General features: G+C 75.2%; 16 protein-coding genes. 3 read left to right on the top strand and 13 right to left on the bottom strand.

The window, feature by feature from the left end:
• Positions 1-29: 29 nt before the first annotated feature.
• From ACFP3R_RS17900 to ACFP3R_RS17885, 4 genes are read right to left on the bottom strand one after another with little or no spacing between them, the layout of a single operon-like run.
• Complete coding sequence (locus ACFP3R_RS17900) at positions 30-1049, bottom strand: sensor histidine kinase (RefSeq protein WP_380637426.1); 1020 nt, start codon at positions 1047-1049, stop codon at positions 30-32.
• Positions 1049-1744: a response regulator transcription factor gene (locus tag ACFP3R_RS17895; RefSeq protein WP_380637355.1), complete on the bottom strand. Its 696-nt coding sequence runs from the start codon at positions 1742-1744 to the stop codon at positions 1049-1051. The genes ACFP3R_RS17900 and ACFP3R_RS17895 overlap by 1 nt, the downstream gene beginning before the upstream one ends.
• On the bottom strand, positions 1699-1989 hold the full coding sequence (locus ACFP3R_RS17890) for a hypothetical protein (protein WP_380637354.1): 291 nt from the start codon (positions 1987-1989) through the stop codon (positions 1699-1701). The genes ACFP3R_RS17895 and ACFP3R_RS17890 overlap by 46 nt, the downstream gene beginning before the upstream one ends.
• A gap of 27 nt (positions 1990-2016) precedes the next feature.
• Complete coding sequence (locus tag ACFP3R_RS17885) at positions 2017-3441, bottom strand: S1C family serine protease (protein ID WP_380637353.1); 1425 nt, start codon at positions 3439-3441, stop codon at positions 2017-2019.
• A 413-nt stretch (positions 3442-3854) separates the two neighbouring features.
• On the opposite strand from ACFP3R_RS17885, the gene ACFP3R_RS17880 reads away from it, so the two are divergent.
• Entirely contained in the window at positions 3855-4451 is a 597-nt protein-coding gene (locus ACFP3R_RS17880; protein WP_380637352.1) for a proteophosphoglycan 5, read from the top strand.
• Here ACFP3R_RS17880 and galT read toward each other — a convergent pair.
• The 8 genes from galT to ACFP3R_RS17840 form a co-directional block, all read right to left on the bottom strand.
• Positions 4440-5519: a galactose-1-phosphate uridylyltransferase gene (gene galT, locus ACFP3R_RS17875; RefSeq protein ID WP_380637351.1), complete on the bottom strand. Its 1080-nt coding sequence runs from the start codon at positions 5517-5519 to the stop codon at positions 4440-4442. The genes ACFP3R_RS17880 and galT overlap by 12 nt on opposite strands.
• Complete coding sequence (locus ACFP3R_RS17870; protein ID WP_380637350.1) at positions 5516-6313, bottom strand: DeoR/GlpR family DNA-binding transcription regulator; 798 nt, start codon at positions 6311-6313, stop codon at positions 5516-5518. Before ACFP3R_RS17870 ends, galT begins: the two co-directional genes overlap by 4 nt.
• Position 6314: 1 nt before the next feature.
• Complete coding sequence (locus ACFP3R_RS17865) at positions 6315-8309, bottom strand: beta-galactosidase (RefSeq protein ID WP_380637349.1); 1995 nt, start codon at positions 8307-8309, stop codon at positions 6315-6317.
• A 123-nt stretch (positions 8310-8432) separates the two neighbouring features.
• Positions 8433-9857: a sensor histidine kinase gene (locus ACFP3R_RS17860; protein ID WP_380637348.1), complete on the bottom strand. Its 1425-nt coding sequence runs from the start codon at positions 9855-9857 to the stop codon at positions 8433-8435.
• Positions 9854-10549, bottom strand: a complete 696-nt coding sequence (locus tag ACFP3R_RS17855; RefSeq protein ID WP_380637347.1) for a response regulator transcription factor — start codon at positions 10547-10549, stop codon at positions 9854-9856. Before ACFP3R_RS17855 ends, ACFP3R_RS17860 begins: the two co-directional genes overlap by 4 nt.
• A gap of 51 nt (positions 10550-10600) precedes the next feature.
• Entirely contained in the window at positions 10601-11212 is a 612-nt protein-coding gene (locus ACFP3R_RS17850) for a trimeric intracellular cation channel family protein (protein WP_380637346.1), read from the bottom strand.
• Between the two features lie 11 nt (positions 11213-11223).
• Positions 11224-12351, bottom strand: coding sequence for a GNAT family N-acetyltransferase (locus tag ACFP3R_RS17845; protein WP_380637345.1), 1128 nt, complete (start codon positions 12349-12351; stop codon positions 11224-11226).
• Between the two features lie 10 nt (positions 12352-12361).
• Entirely contained in the window at positions 12362-13186 is an 825-nt protein-coding gene (locus ACFP3R_RS17840) for a 3-hydroxyacyl-CoA dehydrogenase family protein (protein WP_380637344.1), read from the bottom strand.
• Between the two features lie 75 nt (positions 13187-13261).
• Between ACFP3R_RS17840 and ACFP3R_RS17835 the strand changes: the two genes are divergently transcribed.
• A complete protein-coding gene (locus tag ACFP3R_RS17835) occupies positions 13262-13915 on the top strand; it encodes a histidine phosphatase family protein (RefSeq protein ID WP_380637343.1) in 654 nt (217 codons plus the stop codon).
• A gap of 4 nt (positions 13916-13919) precedes the next feature.
• Here the strand turns inward: ACFP3R_RS17835 and ACFP3R_RS17830 are convergent, their stop codons facing one another.
• Positions 13920-14222, bottom strand: coding sequence for a hypothetical protein (locus ACFP3R_RS17830; RefSeq protein WP_380637342.1), 303 nt, complete (start codon positions 14220-14222; stop codon positions 13920-13922).
• Between the two features lie 85 nt (positions 14223-14307).
• On the opposite strand from ACFP3R_RS17830, the gene bluB reads away from it, so the two are divergent.
• Positions 14308-14940, top strand: a complete 633-nt coding sequence (gene bluB, locus ACFP3R_RS17825) for a 5,6-dimethylbenzimidazole synthase (protein ID WP_380637341.1) — start codon at positions 14308-14310, stop codon at positions 14938-14940.
• The last annotated feature ends 21 nt before the right edge of the window (positions 14941-14961 follow it).

Raw genomic sequence — 14961 nt, 5'->3', positions numbered from 1 at the left:
GATCCGGTGGTTCCGTGCCCTTCCGGCCGTCAAGCGGCGCGCGACCGGTCCGACGCGCTCAGCGGCAGGCGCACCTCGAACCGGCAGCCCGGCCCGTGGTTGCGGGCGGCGATCGTCCCCCGGTGCGCCTCCACCAACCCGCGCGCGATCGCCAGCCCCAACCCGCCACCCACCGGCTGCCGGTGCGGCGCCCCCCGGAAGGCCACCTCGAACACCCGGGGCAGGTCGGCCTCCGGGATGCCGCCGCACGAGTCGTCCACGCGCAGCAGCGCCGACGAGCCGTCCACGTCGACGCGCACGGCCACCGTCCCGTCCGGCGGCGTGTGCCGGATCGCGTTGGACAGCAGGTTGCGCACCACCCGGGCCAGCTCGGGGTCGCTGCCGAGCACCACGGGCCAGGTCGCCGCGTCCGCCCTGAGCACCACGCCCTTGCGCGAGGCCACCGGCCCCTCCGCCGCCACCACCTCGCTCACCACGTCCGCCAGCGGCACCTCGGACAGCGTCAGCCTCAGCGCGCCCGCGGTGATGCGCGACAGCTCGAACAGGTCGTCGACCATCCCGGACAGCGCCGACGCCTCCCCCGAGATCCGGTCCGCGTAGTCGGCCACCTCCTCCGGGCGCGCCACCACGCCGTCCGCCAGGGCCTCGGCCATCGCCCGGATGCCGGCCAGCGGCGTGCGCAGGTCGTGGCTGATCCACGCGACCAGCTCGCGCCGCGACGCCTCCGCGGCGCGCTCCCGGGCCCGCGCCTCCCGCTCCCACACGCTGCGCCGCGCCAGCGCGCGCCCCAGCAGCACCGCCGTCGGCACCGTCACCACCGCGACCAGCAGGCACACCAGCAGGGTCGTCGTCAGCACCGGCGTGAACATGAACCCGCTGACCGCCAGCACGCCGCCGATGGTCGACACCACCGGCACGAGCCCCAGCACGGTCAGCGCGGTGGCCAGCGACCCGTGCGACAACCGCCGCAGCAGGACCGCGCCCAGCAGCGCCGGCGGCAGCGAGAACAGCACCGCGTACGGGAGGACGTGCCAGATTTCGACCAGCATCACGCACCGCCGCCGTACCGGTAGCCCACGCCCCACACGGTCAGGATGCGCCCGGGACGCGCCGGGTCCGCCTCCACCTTCTCCCGCAGCCGCCGCACGTGGACGGTCACCGTGGACTGGTCGCCGAACTCCCAGCCCCACACCCGCGACAGCAGCTCGGCGCGGCCGAACGCGGTGCCGCGGTGGGTCATGAAGAACACCAACAGGTCGAACTCGCGGGTGGTCAGCGCCAGCTCGCGGCCGTCCAGCCCGGCCGACCGCGCGCCCACGTCGACCCGCAGCCCGCCGTCGACGAGCACCGACGACGACCGCGCCGGCGCCACCCGCGACCGCCGCAGCACCGAGGTCACGCGCAGGGCCAGCTCGCGCGGGCTGAACGGCTTGGTCACGTAGTCGTCGGCGCCCAGCCGCAGCCCGGCGATGCGGTCCTCCTCCTCGCCGCGCGCGGTGAGCACCACCACCGGCACCGCGCCGCGCGCCCGCAGCCGCCGGCACACCTCCAACCCGTCCACGCCGGGCAGCATCAGGTCCAGCACCACCAGGTCCGGCTCCCGCTCGGCGAACCGGCGCAGCGCGCCCTCGCCGTCACCGACCAGCTCGACCTCGTGCCCGGCCAGCTCCAGGTACCGGCGCACGACGTCGCGCACCGTCACGTCGTCGTCCACGACGAGCACCCGTCCGACTGCTTCTTCCACCAGAGCCTCACCAGTTGGTCGACAGGAGGTGGTCGACCGCGGGAGCGATCACCGCTCGCGCCGCGGGCCGCGGTCGTCGCCGGCACCACCGACCACATGGTGGACGACAGCCGGGTCCGCTCGACCCCGGCCTTGCCCGGCCCGGACACGTCGGCCGGCCGGATCGCCGCCGAGAACAGGAGGCCGCACGCCGGCAGGTGAGGGGCGGCCTGCCGGTATGCGGCCTCGGTACCGGCTCGGGGCACGTGAGCCGGGGTCTTCGGGTGTGCCGGTCAGCGCACCTCGACGGGCTGGCCGCCGAGGGTGACCTCCACGGTGCGGCCGTCACCGGTGGTGAGCTGCACCTTGTCGCCGGGCGCGCGGGACCGGACGGCCGCCACCAGGGCGTCGGAGCTGTCGATGGGCCGGTCGCCGAACCGGGTGATGACGTCGCCGTCCCGGATGCCGGCCGACGCGGCGGCGCTGCCCGAGGTGACCTCGCTGACCTGCGCGCCACCGCGGGGCGCGTCGGTCACCTGCACGCCCAGCACGGTCTGGGTGGCCTTGCCGGTCTCCGCCAGCTCCTTGGCGGTGCGGCGGGCCTGGTCGATCGGGATGGCGAAGCCGATGCCGACCGAGCCGGCCTGCGACTGGCCGGTGTTCGGGCTGTAGATGGCGGAGTTGATGCCGACGACCCGGCCCCGCATGTCCACCAGCGGGCCGCCCGAGTTGCCGGGGTTGATCGCGGCGTCGGTCTGGATGGCGTTGAGCACGGTCGCCTGGCCGCCGCGCTCGCTGCCGGCGCTCACCGGGCGGTTCAGCGAGCTGACGATGCCGCTGGTCACCGTGCCGTTGAGGTCGAACGGCGAGCCGACGGCCACCACCTGCTGGCCGATCCGCAGGTCGCCGGAGTTGCCCAGCTCGGCGGTCGGCAGGTCGGAGACGTCCTCGGCCTTGACCACGGCCAGGTCGGACGTCGGGTCGCGGCCGACGACGCGGGCGTCGAACGCGCGGCCGTCCTGGAGCTGCACCTGGATCGCGCCGCCGTTCGCGGCGGACTCGACCACGTGGTTGTTGGTCAGCACCAGGCCGTCGGAGCTGAGCACGAAGCCGGAGCCCGCGCCGCCCTGCACCTGCACCTGCACCACGGTGGGCAGCACCCTGGCCGCCACCTGCTCGATGGAGCCGTCGGGCGAGCTGCCGGTCTGCTGGGCGGGCGGCACCTGGTTGAGCGCGTTGACCACCGGCCCGGACCGGTCGGCCGCCTCGTAGCCGACGTAGCCGCCGACCCCGCCCGCCACCCCGCCCACGGCGAGCACGAGCGCGGCGATCCCCGCGACCACCTTCCCCCGGCCCCGGCGCGGGGCGGGAGCGGGTCCGAGCGATCCGGGTGGCGCGTAGTAGGGGCCGGGCGAGCCGGGTCCGAACGGCGGCATCGCGCCCGAGGGGGTGGGCGACGACGCGCCGTGGTCCGCGGCGTGGGTCTGCGAACCGGGGTGGGTCTGCGAACCGGGGTGACCGGGGTGGAAGCCTCCCTGCCAGGCTCCCGCCCCGGCGCCCGGCAGTCCGGCGCCGCCCTGCACGGCGCCGAACGAGCCGGTCCCCGTCTGACCGGTGCCGCCCTGCGCGGCACCCGTCGAGTCGAAGTCGGTCCGGCCGGGGTCGCCCTGCACGACCCCGGCCGAACCGGAGGTGGTCTGACCGGCGTCGCCCTGCACGCCACCGGTCGAACCGAACGGGCTCTGACCCGAGCCGCCCCGCGCGGCACCCGCCACACCGGGGCCGGGCTCGTCGGATCCGAATCCACCCGGGCGGCCGGCGCTGCCCTGCACAGCGCCCGCCGGCCCGGTGTCCGACCGACCGGTCCCTGCCACCGGTCCGTCGGGGTCCGGCCGACCAGCACCCTGCTGCCGGTGACCGGAGTCCTCATGACCTCGCTCGGCGCCGCCGCGGGCCCAGGGGCTCGACTGCTGGGGATCGCGCGGCTGCTCGCTCTCGGTCATGTCCACAACTCTGCGGTTTCCGCCTGAGAGGAGCCTTAAACGAAACTGGGCATCAGTTGTGAAGTCCTCGGGCGGACCCCTCGGGGGTTCACGCACCGTGACGGCCACCCGCTGGGACCATTGGGCCCATGCGCGAGGTCCAACTGCCCGAACCCCGGTGGATGCGGGCGCGGTGGGCCGCGTTCGCCGCCGTCTGCGCCGCTCGCGGCTGGGGCGACAACTGCCGCGCCGCCGGCCCGCGGTGGCACTACGACGACGGCGGCGGCAACTGGGCGGACCTGGTCCACATCGACGCGGACCGGGCCGTGCTGCTCGGGCACGACCACGAGTACTCCGAGACCTACCACGGCCGGGCCGCCGAGTACTTCGGGGAACCGGAGACCGACCTCCTGGCCGGCGCGCCCGACTGGTGGGCGGGCCCCGTGCGCGCGGCCGAGGCCGACGGGCTGTGGGTCGGGTTCGCCTACGGCTTCCGGGACGGCTGGCTGCGCGCCGACTACGACGCCGACGACGGCTTCGACTCGGTGAACCCGCCGTTCGCCGACGAGGCCCGCTGCCGCGGGCTCATCGACGAGTACACCGGCGGGCACGCCACGACGGCCGCGGTCGACGCGCTGATCGCGGCCGACGCCGACGTCACCGGGGAACTGGTGGCCGCCGTCGTCGGTCCCGGGCTCGACGCGCGGGCGGGCGCGGCCGCCGCGCGGGCGTTCCTAGGCGCGTAGCCGCTCCGCGATCTGCTCGGGCGTCGCGTCGTTGATCCACACGCCCATGCCGGACTCCGAGCCGGCCAGGTACTTGAGCTTGTCCGCGGTGCGCAGCACCGAGAACACCTCCAGGCGCAGCCACGCCAGGTCGCGCCCGGTCCGCACGGGCGCCTGGTGCCACGCCGCGATGTAGGGCAGGGGCCGGTCGTACAGGGCGTCCAGCCGGTGCAGCACGGTCAGGTACAGCGCGGCGAAGTCGTCCCGCTCGGCGTCGGTCAGCGCGGGCAGGTCGGGCACCTGCCGGTGCGGCACCAGGTGCACCTCGACCGGCCAGCGCGCCGCGGCGGGCACGAACGCCGTCCAGTGCTCCCCCTCCGCGACCACGCGCGTGCCCGCCGCCCGCTCGGCCGCCAGCACGTCGCCCACCAGGGGCCGGCCGTGGGCTTCCCGGTACCGCCGCGACGCGGACAGCACCCGCTCGGTCCGGGGCGTCACGAACGGGTAGCCGTACACCTGCCCGTGCGGGTGGTGCAGGGTCACGCCGATCTCCTCGCCCCGGTTCTCGAACGGGAAGACCTGCTCGACGCCCGGCAGCGCGCCCAGCGCGGAGGTGCGGTCCGCCCACACGTCCACCACGGTGCGCACCCGCGACACCGGCAGCCGCCCGAACGAGCTGTTGTGGTCGGAGGTGAAGCAGACCACCTCGCACCGGCCGCGCCCGGCGGCCCGCGCCACCATCGGCATCCCGTCCACCGCGGCGGGCAGGTCCGGCACGCTCTCCGCGAAGGACGGGAACCGGTTCTCGAACACCGCCACGTCGTAGGACGGCTCGGGGATCTCGGTCGGCTTGCCCGGGGTGGACGGGCACAGCGGGCACAGGTCGGCCGGCGGCTTGTACGTGCGCGTCTGCCGGTGCGCCGCCATCGCCACCCACTCGTCGGTCAGCGGGTCGCGCCGCACCTCCGAGAGGGGCTGCGCGCGCGGCAGGTCCCGGGTGTCCACCGCGTCGCGCGCCGGCGCGTCCGGGGTGTCGTCGAAGTAGATGATCTCCCGGCCGTCCGCGAGCCTGCCCGTCGTGCGCCTCACGCCAGTTCCTCTCCCCGCCCCGGCACCCGCGCCAGGACCAGTTCACCGACCTGCTCCCCCAGCACCACCCGGGCCTGCTCGGGCAAACCCCCGTCGGTCACCAGCACGTCCGCCTCGTCCAGCGCGGCGATGGTGGAGATGCCGACGGTGCCCCACTTGGTGTGGTCGGCCACGACCACCACCCGGCCCGCCGCGTCGACCAGCGCGCGGTCGGTCTCGCTCTCGTTGAGGTTGGGCGTGGTGAAGCCGGAGCGCTCGGCCATGCCGTGCACCCCCAGGAACACCACGTCCAGGTGCAGCGACCGCAGCGCCTGCACGGCCACCGGCCCGACCAGGGCGTCCGACGGCGTGCGCACCCCGCCGGTGAGCACCACGGTCCGGTCGGTGCGCCCGCTCTGCTGGAGCACGTCGGCGACCCGGATCGAGTTGGTCACCACGGTCAGGTCCGGGATGTCGTCCAGGAACCGGGCCAGCGTCCACGTGGTGGTGCCGGCGGACAGGCCGATCGCGGTGCCGGGGCGCACCAGGCCCGCGGCGAACGCGGCGATGGCCTCCTTCTCCGGCAGCGAGCGCACGGACTTGGCCTCGAAACCGGGCTCGTCGGTGCTGCGGCCGACCACGGAGGTGGCACCGCCGTAGACCTTCTCCACCAGGCCGCGGGCGGCCAGCACGTCCAGGTCGCGGCGCACCGTCATGTCCGAGACGCCCAGCCGCACCACCAGGTCGCTCACCCGCACCGCGCCCGTCCGGCGGACCTCTTCCAGGATCACCGCTTGCCTCTGCCGCGCCAGCACCTCACACCTCTCCCCTGACCACGACCACGCCGCCGGCGGGCACCACCACGCGCCCGGTCACCCGCTCACCGGACAGCAGTTCGACGCCCGCCGCGGGCAGCTCCGCGTCGCCGCCCCCGTGGTTCACCGCGACCAGCCACGATACGGGCGCGCCCGCCCGCTCCCCCCGACGGCGGACGACCTCGACGCCCTCGGGCCCGCGCGGCACGCCCGCGTGCGCCAGCACCCCGCGGACCAGCCGGTCCAGCCCGTCGCCGGTCAGGCCGCACGCGAGGTACCAGGCGGCGCCGTCGCCCCGGTCGTTGCGGGTCACCGCGGGCACGCCGGCCAGCGGCCCGTCGGCGTAGGAGGCCAGCACCTCCGCGCCCTCGGTCCGCAGGTCCTCGGTCCACACGCGCGCGGTCGAGCCGTCGTCCAGCGCCACGGCCGCGCCCTCGCCCAGCGGGTGGAACTCCTCGGTCCGCACGCCCAGCAGCTCCCGGAACGCGCCGGGGTAGCCGCCGAGGTGGACGTGGCCGCGGCCGTCGGTGATGCCGGACAGGTAGGTCACCAGCAGCCGGCCGCCGCCCTCGACGTAGCGCTCGTAGGGGGTGGCGTCGTCCACCAGGTACAGCGCGGGCAGCACGGCCGCGGCGTAGCCGGACAGGTCCGCGCCGGGCGGCACGAAGTCGACCGTCACCCCGGCCCGCCACAGCGCGCGGTACAGCGCCAGGGCGTGGTCCTGGTAGGAGAAGTCGGCCGTGGGGTGCGCGGGCTGCCCCAGCGCCCACCGCGACTGCCAGTCGTAGACCAGCGCCACCGACGCCTCGACGGTCGAGCCGACCAGCTCGGCCAGCCGCGCGTACTCCGCGCCCACCCGCTCCACCTCGCGGAACACCCGGGTGTCCGGGCCCGCGTGCGGGACCATCGCCGAGTGGTAGCGCTCCGCGCCCGCCCGCGACTGCCGCCACTGGAAGAACAGCGTGCCGTCCGCGCCGCGGGCGACGTGCTGGAACGAGTTGCGCCGCAGCTCGCCCGGCTCCTTGGCGAGGTTGCGCCGCTGCCAGTTCACCGCCGAGGTCGAGTGCTCCATGAGCAGCCACGGCCGCCCGCCGGCCAGCCCGCGCACCAGGTCCGCGGAGAACGCCAGCTCGACGTGCCGCTCCGGGTCCTCGGCGCGGGTGTAGTGGTCGTTGGACACGAAGTCGACCTCGGCGGCCCACCGCCAGTAGTCCAGCGCGCCGAACGTCCAGGTCACCATGAAGTTCGTGGTCACCGGCACGCCGGGGGTGACCTCGCGCAGCACGTCCCGCTCGGCCGTGAACAGCTCCAGCAGGGCGTCGGAGGAGAACCGGTCGAAGTCCAGCAGCTGCCCGGGGTTGCCGAGGGACGGCGTGGCGCGCGGCGGCAGGACCTGCTCCCACGAGCCGTAGCGCTGGCTCCAGAACGCGGTGCCCCACGCCTCGTTCAGCGGCTCCAGGTCGCCGTACCGGGCCCGCAGCCACGCGCGGAACGCCACCGCGCACCGGTCGCAGAAGCACCGCGACACGTGGCAGCCGTACTCGTTGCCCACGTGCCAGGCGGCGAGCGCCGGGTGCTCCCGGTACCGCTCGGCCAGGGCGCGGGCCAGCGCGACGGCCTTCTCCCGGTAGACGCCCGAGGAGGGGCAGTAGGACTGCCGGGAGCCGTGGGAGAGCCGCACGCCCCCGGCGGTCTCGGGCAGGACCTCCGGGTACGCGGTGGTCAGCCAGGGCGGCGGCGAGGCGGTCGCGGTGGCCAGGTCGACCCGGACGCCGCCCTCGTGCAGCCGGTCGAGCGCCCGGTCCAGCCAGCCGAACTCGTAGCGGCCCTCCTCGACCTCGATCAGGGCCCAGGAGAAGATGCCCACGCTGACCAGGTTCACCCCGGCCCGCCGCATCAGCGCGACGTCCTCCGCCCACACGGACTCGGGCCACTGCTCGGGGTTGTGGTCGGCGCCCCAGGCCAGGCCGCGCACACCGGTGGGCCACGTCGTCATGCCGTCAGGGTGCTCGATCCAGAGCGCAAACGTCAACACAGTCCAACAAGAGCACTCGTCGGAACCGGCGGTTTTCCCGACGATCACCACACCCTGGTGAGTCTTGTTTACTGTGTGTTCGGTCTACCGGCTTGCGTCACCCGACGAGTGGTTGACCGGGTGCGCCAGCGGCGTCGGCCGGCCGGGCAGCCGCAGCGCGAACAGCGCGCCGCCCTCCGGGGCCCGCCCCACGTACGCGGCGCCGCCGTGGCGCTCCGCGACCTGCTTGACGATCGCCAGCCCCAGCCCGGAGCCGGGCAGCGTGCGCGCCTCGTCCGAGCGGTAGAAGCGCTCGAACACGTGCGGCAGGTCGTCGTCCGCGATGCCCGGACCGGAGTCCGCCACCTCGACCACCGCGCTGCCGTCGCCGAGCTGCCGCAGCCCCAGCCGCACCACGCCCCGCGCCGGGCTGAACTTCACCGCGTTGTCCAGCAGGTTCAGCACCGCCCGCTCCAGCGCCGAGGAGTCGCCCAGCAGGGACCACGGCTGCGCGTCGACGACGAACCGCACGTCCGACGCGCGGCGCCGGGCCCGGTCCAGCGCCCGCTCCACCACCTCGACCAGGTCCACCGGCTCGTGCACGACCTGCGGCGCGTCCTCGCGGGCCAGCTCCACCAGGTCGCCGATCAGCGTGGTCAGCTCGTCGAGCTGGGCGCGCACGTCGGCGTGGATCTCGGCCTTGTCCTCGTCGGCCAGCGTCGGCGAGCCGGGCCGCTCCGAGGCCAGCAGCAGCTCCAGGTTCGTGCGCATGGACGTCAGCGGCGTGCGCAGCTCGTGCCCCGCGTCCGCGACCAGCCTGCGCTGCCGCTCCTGCGACTCGGCCACCGCGCCGAGCATCGCGTTGAACCGCTGCGACAGCAGCGCCAGCTCGTCGTCGCCGGAGACCGGGATCGGGCGCAGGTCGCCGGTCAGCGCGACCCGCTCGGTGGCCTCGGTCAGCCGCTGCACCGGCCGCAGCCCCGTGCGCGCCACCGCCGTGCCCGCCACCGCCGCGACCAGCACGCCCAGGCCGCTGATCACGAACAGCACCACGGCCAGCTTGCCCAGCGTGGTGTTGAGCGGCTTGGTGGACTGGGCGATCAGCATCGCCTGCCCGTCGCCGTAGGGCAGGGTCAGCACCTGGAACCCCGACCGGGTGTCGACCCAGGAGTTCTCCAGCGCCACCCCGCGCGCCACGTCCAGGTCGGCGGGCTGGGTGGGCGGCGGGCTGGTGCCCTTCGGGTAGTAGATCTGGCCGGAGGTGTCCAGCACGCCGATCCGGATGTCCCCCGCCGCCAGGAAGGCGCCGGGGATCTCCGTCACGTCGTTGTTGACCTTGGGCGCGGTGACCGCCGCCTGCGCCCGCTGCCGGAGGTTGGACTCCAGCTGGTCGTGCAGGTTCCGGCTCACGGTCATGTAGGCGCCCAGCGAGACGACGGCCACCGCGCCCGCCACGCAGAACGCGGCGAGCAGGGTGACCCGGGCGCGCAGCGAGACCCGCTGCAACCGCCCGTTGGCGGCGTCGATCACGGAGGGGTCTCCCGCAGCACGTAGCCCACGCCGCGCACGGTGTGCAGCAGCCGGGTCTCGCCCTCGGCCTCGGTCTTGCGGCGCAGGTAGCCCACGTAGACCTCCAGGGCGTTGCCCGAGGTCGGGAAGTCGTAGCCCCAGACGTCCTCCAGGATGCGGCCGCGCGTGAGCACCTGCTTGGGGTGCGCCAGGAACAGCTCCAGCAGCGCGAACTCGGTCCTGGTCAGGCTGATCGGCCGCTCCCCGCGCCGCACGTCGCGCGTCCCGGGGTCCAGCTCCAGGTCCGCGAACCGCAGCACCGCGGCCGCCGACCCGTCCCTGGGGTCGTCCGGCGTGGCGCGCCGCAGCAGCGCCCGCAGCCGGGCCAGCAGCTCCTCCAGCGCGAACGGCTTGGGCAGGTAGTCGTCCGCGCCCGCGTCCAACCCGGACACCCGGTCGGACACGGCGTCGCGGGCGGTGAGCACGAGGATCGGCAGGTCGTCGCCGGTGCTGCGCAGCCGGCGGCACACCTCCAGGCCGTCCAGGCGGGGCATCATCACGTCCAGCACCATGGCGTCGGGGCGCTGGTTGACGACGGACTCCAGGGCCTGCTGGCCGTCGCCGGCCAGCTCCACCTGGTAGCCGTTGAACTGCAGCGAGCGCCGGAGCGACTCCCGCACGGCCCGGTCGTCGTCGACAACGAGGATGCGCATGGGATCAGTTTTGCCGGTGGTCCTGAGAGCCGCCTGAGAAGCCCGTGTGAGCTACCCGTCAAGTTTTCCGGGCACCGGGGCGTTCCAGTCGCGCCACAGGGCGAGCAGCCGCAGGCCGACGATGAGGGCCGACCCGACCGGGCTCACCAGCGCCGCCGGCAGCCCGAGCTGGTGGCCGACCACGACGACGACCGCGCCCACCAGGGCCGCCACCGCGTAGATCTCGCGCCGCAGGACCAGCGGGATCTCGCGCAGCAGCAGGTCCCGCAGCGCGCCGCCGCCGATGCCGGTGGTCATGCCGACCAGGCACGCCGCGTACGGCGGGGCGCCCAGGGCGAGCGCGGTGGCGGTGCCCCCGGTGACGAACAGGCCCAGGCCGACCGCGTCGAGCAGCAGCACGGCCCGCCGGAGCCTGGCCACGGTCGGGTGAGCCCAGGACACGACCAGCCCGGTGCCCCCGGCGACGGCCAGGTAGGGCCAGTTCACCAGGGCGGCCGGCGGGTGCACGCCGAGCAGGACGTCCCGGATCGTGCCGCCGCCCAGCGCCGTGGTCAGGGCCAGCACGACCACGCCGAACACGTCCAGCCGGGCGCGCACCGCCGCGACGGCCCCGGAGGCGGCGAACGCGGCGATCCCGACCAGCTCCAGCGCGGCGAGCAGCACGGGTGGTCAGGTTAGAAGAAATCCGCCAGGCGGGGGACACCCGGTGCGCCGACCAGCCGATCGAGCACCCGGCCGTCACCGTCCAGCAGGCCCGCGCGCCGCAGCGCGGAGCTGTCCTGCATCCCGCTGAACCAGGGCCCCAGCGCGCGGGCGTGCAGCCGCACGTCGCCACCGCCGCCCGCCTCCACCCGCACCCGGCCGTCCTCGACCACGAGCCGCCGCCGGCCCGCGTGCCACGGCGCGTGCTCGTCGACGACCTCCAGGTCCACGGTCGTGGTCAGCCCCTCGGCGGCGGGCCAGCCGCGCGCCGCCACGGCCGCCGGCAGGTCCACCACCCGCAGCAGCCAGGCGGACGCGGTCGTGGTGAACCGGATCGCCTGGTCGGTCAGCAGCCCGGTGGTGGCGGGGTCGGTGACCCGCACCGCCACCCGCTCCAGCACCCCGGCCCAGCTGCGCAGCTGGGCCAGCAGCCCGAGCTGGGTCGCCGCGTCCCGGGCGACCAGGTCGTGCACCCGCAGCCCCTCGGCGTCGCGCTCGGCGGTCAGGTAGCCGCGGACCTCGCCGTCGTGGCCGGGCACCACCGACACCACGGCGCGCTCCAGCACGTCCGCCGCCCGGAAGGCGGGTGCGGCGCGGTCGAGCATCCCGTTGACCGTGGACGCGAGGTCGCAGTAGCAGGCGTGCAGGGCCGCGAGGTCGCCCTCGACGGCCGGGCGGGTGTCCGCGCGGGCGCCCGCGGGTATCCGGTCCAGCGGGAAGTCCAGGCGCTCGAACACCCCGGACCGCTCCCACCCGCGCGACCGGTACAGCGCGGGCACGGTGGCGTACAGCACCGACAGCGCCTGCCCGCGGTCGCGCATGTCGCGCAGGGCGGCGTCCAGCAGGGCGCTCGCCACGCCACGACCCCGCGCCCACGGGTCGACCGCCACCCCGCCGATCCCGCCCGCGGGCACGGTCGAGCCGCCCCAGAACTGGTGGAAGTCCGAGATCGCGAGCGCGCCCGCGAGCCGCCCGTCCAGCTCGGCGGCCAGCCCCCGCGTGCCGGGGCGCGCCTCGACCGGGTCGGACCGGCCGAACGCGACCCGGTGCAGCCGGCCCAGCGGCTCCAGGTCGTCGGGGGTCAGCTCGCGGATCGGCACGGGTCCCCGCCTACCAGGTGAAGAAGCCGCGGCCGGTCTTGCGCCCGAGGTGGCCGGCGGCGACCTTCTCCCGCAGCAACGCGGGCGGCGCGAACCGGGGGCCCAGCTCGGCGGCCAGGTGCTCGGCGATGGCGAGCCGGACGTCCAGGCCGACGAGGTCGGTCAGCCGCAGCGGTCCCATCGGCCAGCCGTAGCCCAGGCGCATCCCGGTGTCGATGTCCTCGGCGCTCGCCACGCCCTCCTCCAGCATCCGGATCGCCTCCACCCCGACGGCGACCCCGAGCCGCGAGGTGGCGAACCCGGGCGCGTCCCGCACCTCGATCACGGTCTTGCCCAGCTGCTCGGCCCAGGCGCGGGCCCTGGCCACGACCTCGGGCGACACGCCGTCGTGGTGGACCAGCTCGACCAGCTGCTGGACGGGCACGGGGTTGAAGAAGTGCATCCCGAGCACCCGCTCGCCGGGCAGGCCCGAGGCCAGCGCGGAGATCGAGAGCGACGAGGTGTTGGAGGCCAGCACGGCGTCGGGGCAGGCGCTCGCGGCGGCGGCCAGCACGCGCCGCTTGAGCTCCACGTCCTCGGGCACCGCCTCGACCACCAGCGCCGCGGCCACCGGCTCCAGCCGCTCCGCGACCACCAGCCGCGCGAGCAGCTCCTCCGGGTCGGCGTCGAGCCTGCCCCGGTCGGCGGCCTTGCCCAGCGACGCCGCCACGGCCCGCCGGGCGGCGGGGACCCGGTCCGCCCCGGACTCGACCAGCACCACCTCGTGGCCGCCGGCGAGCAGGAGGTGCGCGATCCCGGCGCCCATCGTGCCGCCACCGATCACCACGGAGATCATCGGACCGCCTCCATGTAACACCCGAGGGCTGGTTTTCCGGCGAACTGTAACACCGGGGCCGGGCACCATGGTCCCGTGAGGATCATCCTGCTGCGCCACGGCCAGAGCCTGGGCAACGTCGACGAGCTGGCGTACTGCCGCATCCCCGACCACGCCCTCCCGTTGACCGAGACCGGCGAGCGGCAGGCCCGCGCGGCCGGCTCGCGGGTCAGGGGACTGCTGGGCGGGAACCCGGTCGCGGTCTACGTGAGCCCCTACACGCGCACCCGCAACACCCTGCGGCTCCTGGACCTGGGCGCGCAGGCCGAGCGGACCACCGCCGAGCCCCGGCTGCGCGAGCAGGACTGGGGCAACCTCCAGGACCCGGTCCAGCAGGAGGTGCTCAAGCAGCAGCGGCACGCGTTCGGCCACTTCTTCTTCCGGCTGCCCAACGGCGAGTCGGGCGCGGACGTGGACGACCGGCTGGCCGCGTTCCTCGTCGACCTGGAGGCGCGGATGCGCGAGCCCGGCCACCCGGCCGACGTGCTGGTGGTCTCGCACGGCCTGACCATCCGCCTGCTGTGCCGGCGGCTGTTCGGCTGGAGCATCGAGCTGTTCGAGTCGCTGTCCAACCTCGACACGTGCGAGGACCGGGTGCTGACGGACGACGGCGGCGGCTGGCGGCTGGACCGGCCGTTCGAGCAGTGGCGCGACTCCCCGGACGGCGAGGTCCAGGGACCGCTCGGCTAGGTCGTCACAGCTCCTCCGGCCCGGAGCGCGCCAGGCCGCCGAGCGAGGCGGTGCCCGCCACCGCGAGCACCAGCAGGGCGTGCCAGTCGGGCGCCAGGTGGCCCTCGTCGCCCACGACGAAGCCGGCGTAGAGGCCCCAGCACTGCGCCGCCGCCAGCAGGGAGCCCGCCGGGGTGGTCCACCAGGAGACGACGAGCACCACCACGACCAGCAGGGCCAGGGCCGGTGCCGGCCAGCGGCCCACCACCGCGGTCACCACGACCCCGCCGGCGAACCCGAGCGCGGACCCGTGCGCTGTGCCCATCATGACCGGGCATTCAACGCCCGGCTGAGACGCACACCACCCCCGTCGACGAGGAGTTCACCGGATCGCGTGAGGCACGATCGTCCGAATGAGGTTCTACGACGTCCTGCACCGCCGGAGGGACACCCGGGGTGAGTTCACCGGCGCCCCGATCCCGCCGGAGGTGCTGCGCCGGGTGCTCAGCGCCGCGCACGCCGCACCCAGCGTGGGCCTGTCCCAGCCGTGGGACTTCATCGTGGTGCGCGACGAGCGCACCCGGCGCGCCTTCCGCGACCACGTCCAGGCCGAGCGCAGCGTCTTCGCCGCCGAGCTGGACGGGGAGCGCGCGGAGCTGTTCGACCGGATCAAGGTCGAGGGCGTCCTGGAGTCCACCCTCGGCGTCGTCGTCACCTACGACCCGGAGCGGGGGTCGCCGGCGGTCCTGGGCAGGCACGCCATCGCCGACGCGGGCCTGTACTCGGTGTGCCTGGCCATCCAGAACCTGTGGCTGGCCGCGACCGCCGAGGGGCTGGGCGTGGGCTGGGTGAGCTTCTACCGCGAGGACGTGCTGCGCCGGCTGCTGGACGTCCCGGCGCCGCTGCGGCCGGTGGCCTGGCTGTGCCTCGGACCGGTCGCGGCGCTGCCGGACACCCCCGACCTGGAGCGGCACGGTTGGCGCAACCGGATGCCGCTGGAAGAAGTCCTGCACGAGGAGCGGTACACCCGGCGTCCGGGCCGGTAGCCTGTGGTAGCCGTGCCGGCG

Origin of the sequence: Saccharothrix lopnurensis (assembly GCF_042658445.1) — a bacterium.
In the GTDB taxonomy this organism is placed as follows: domain Bacteria; phylum Actinomycetota; class Actinomycetes; order Mycobacteriales; family Pseudonocardiaceae; genus Actinosynnema; species Actinosynnema lopnurensis.
Note: the sequence above shows the minus strand (reverse complement) of the source record. Positions and strands in the feature narration are given on the sequence as shown.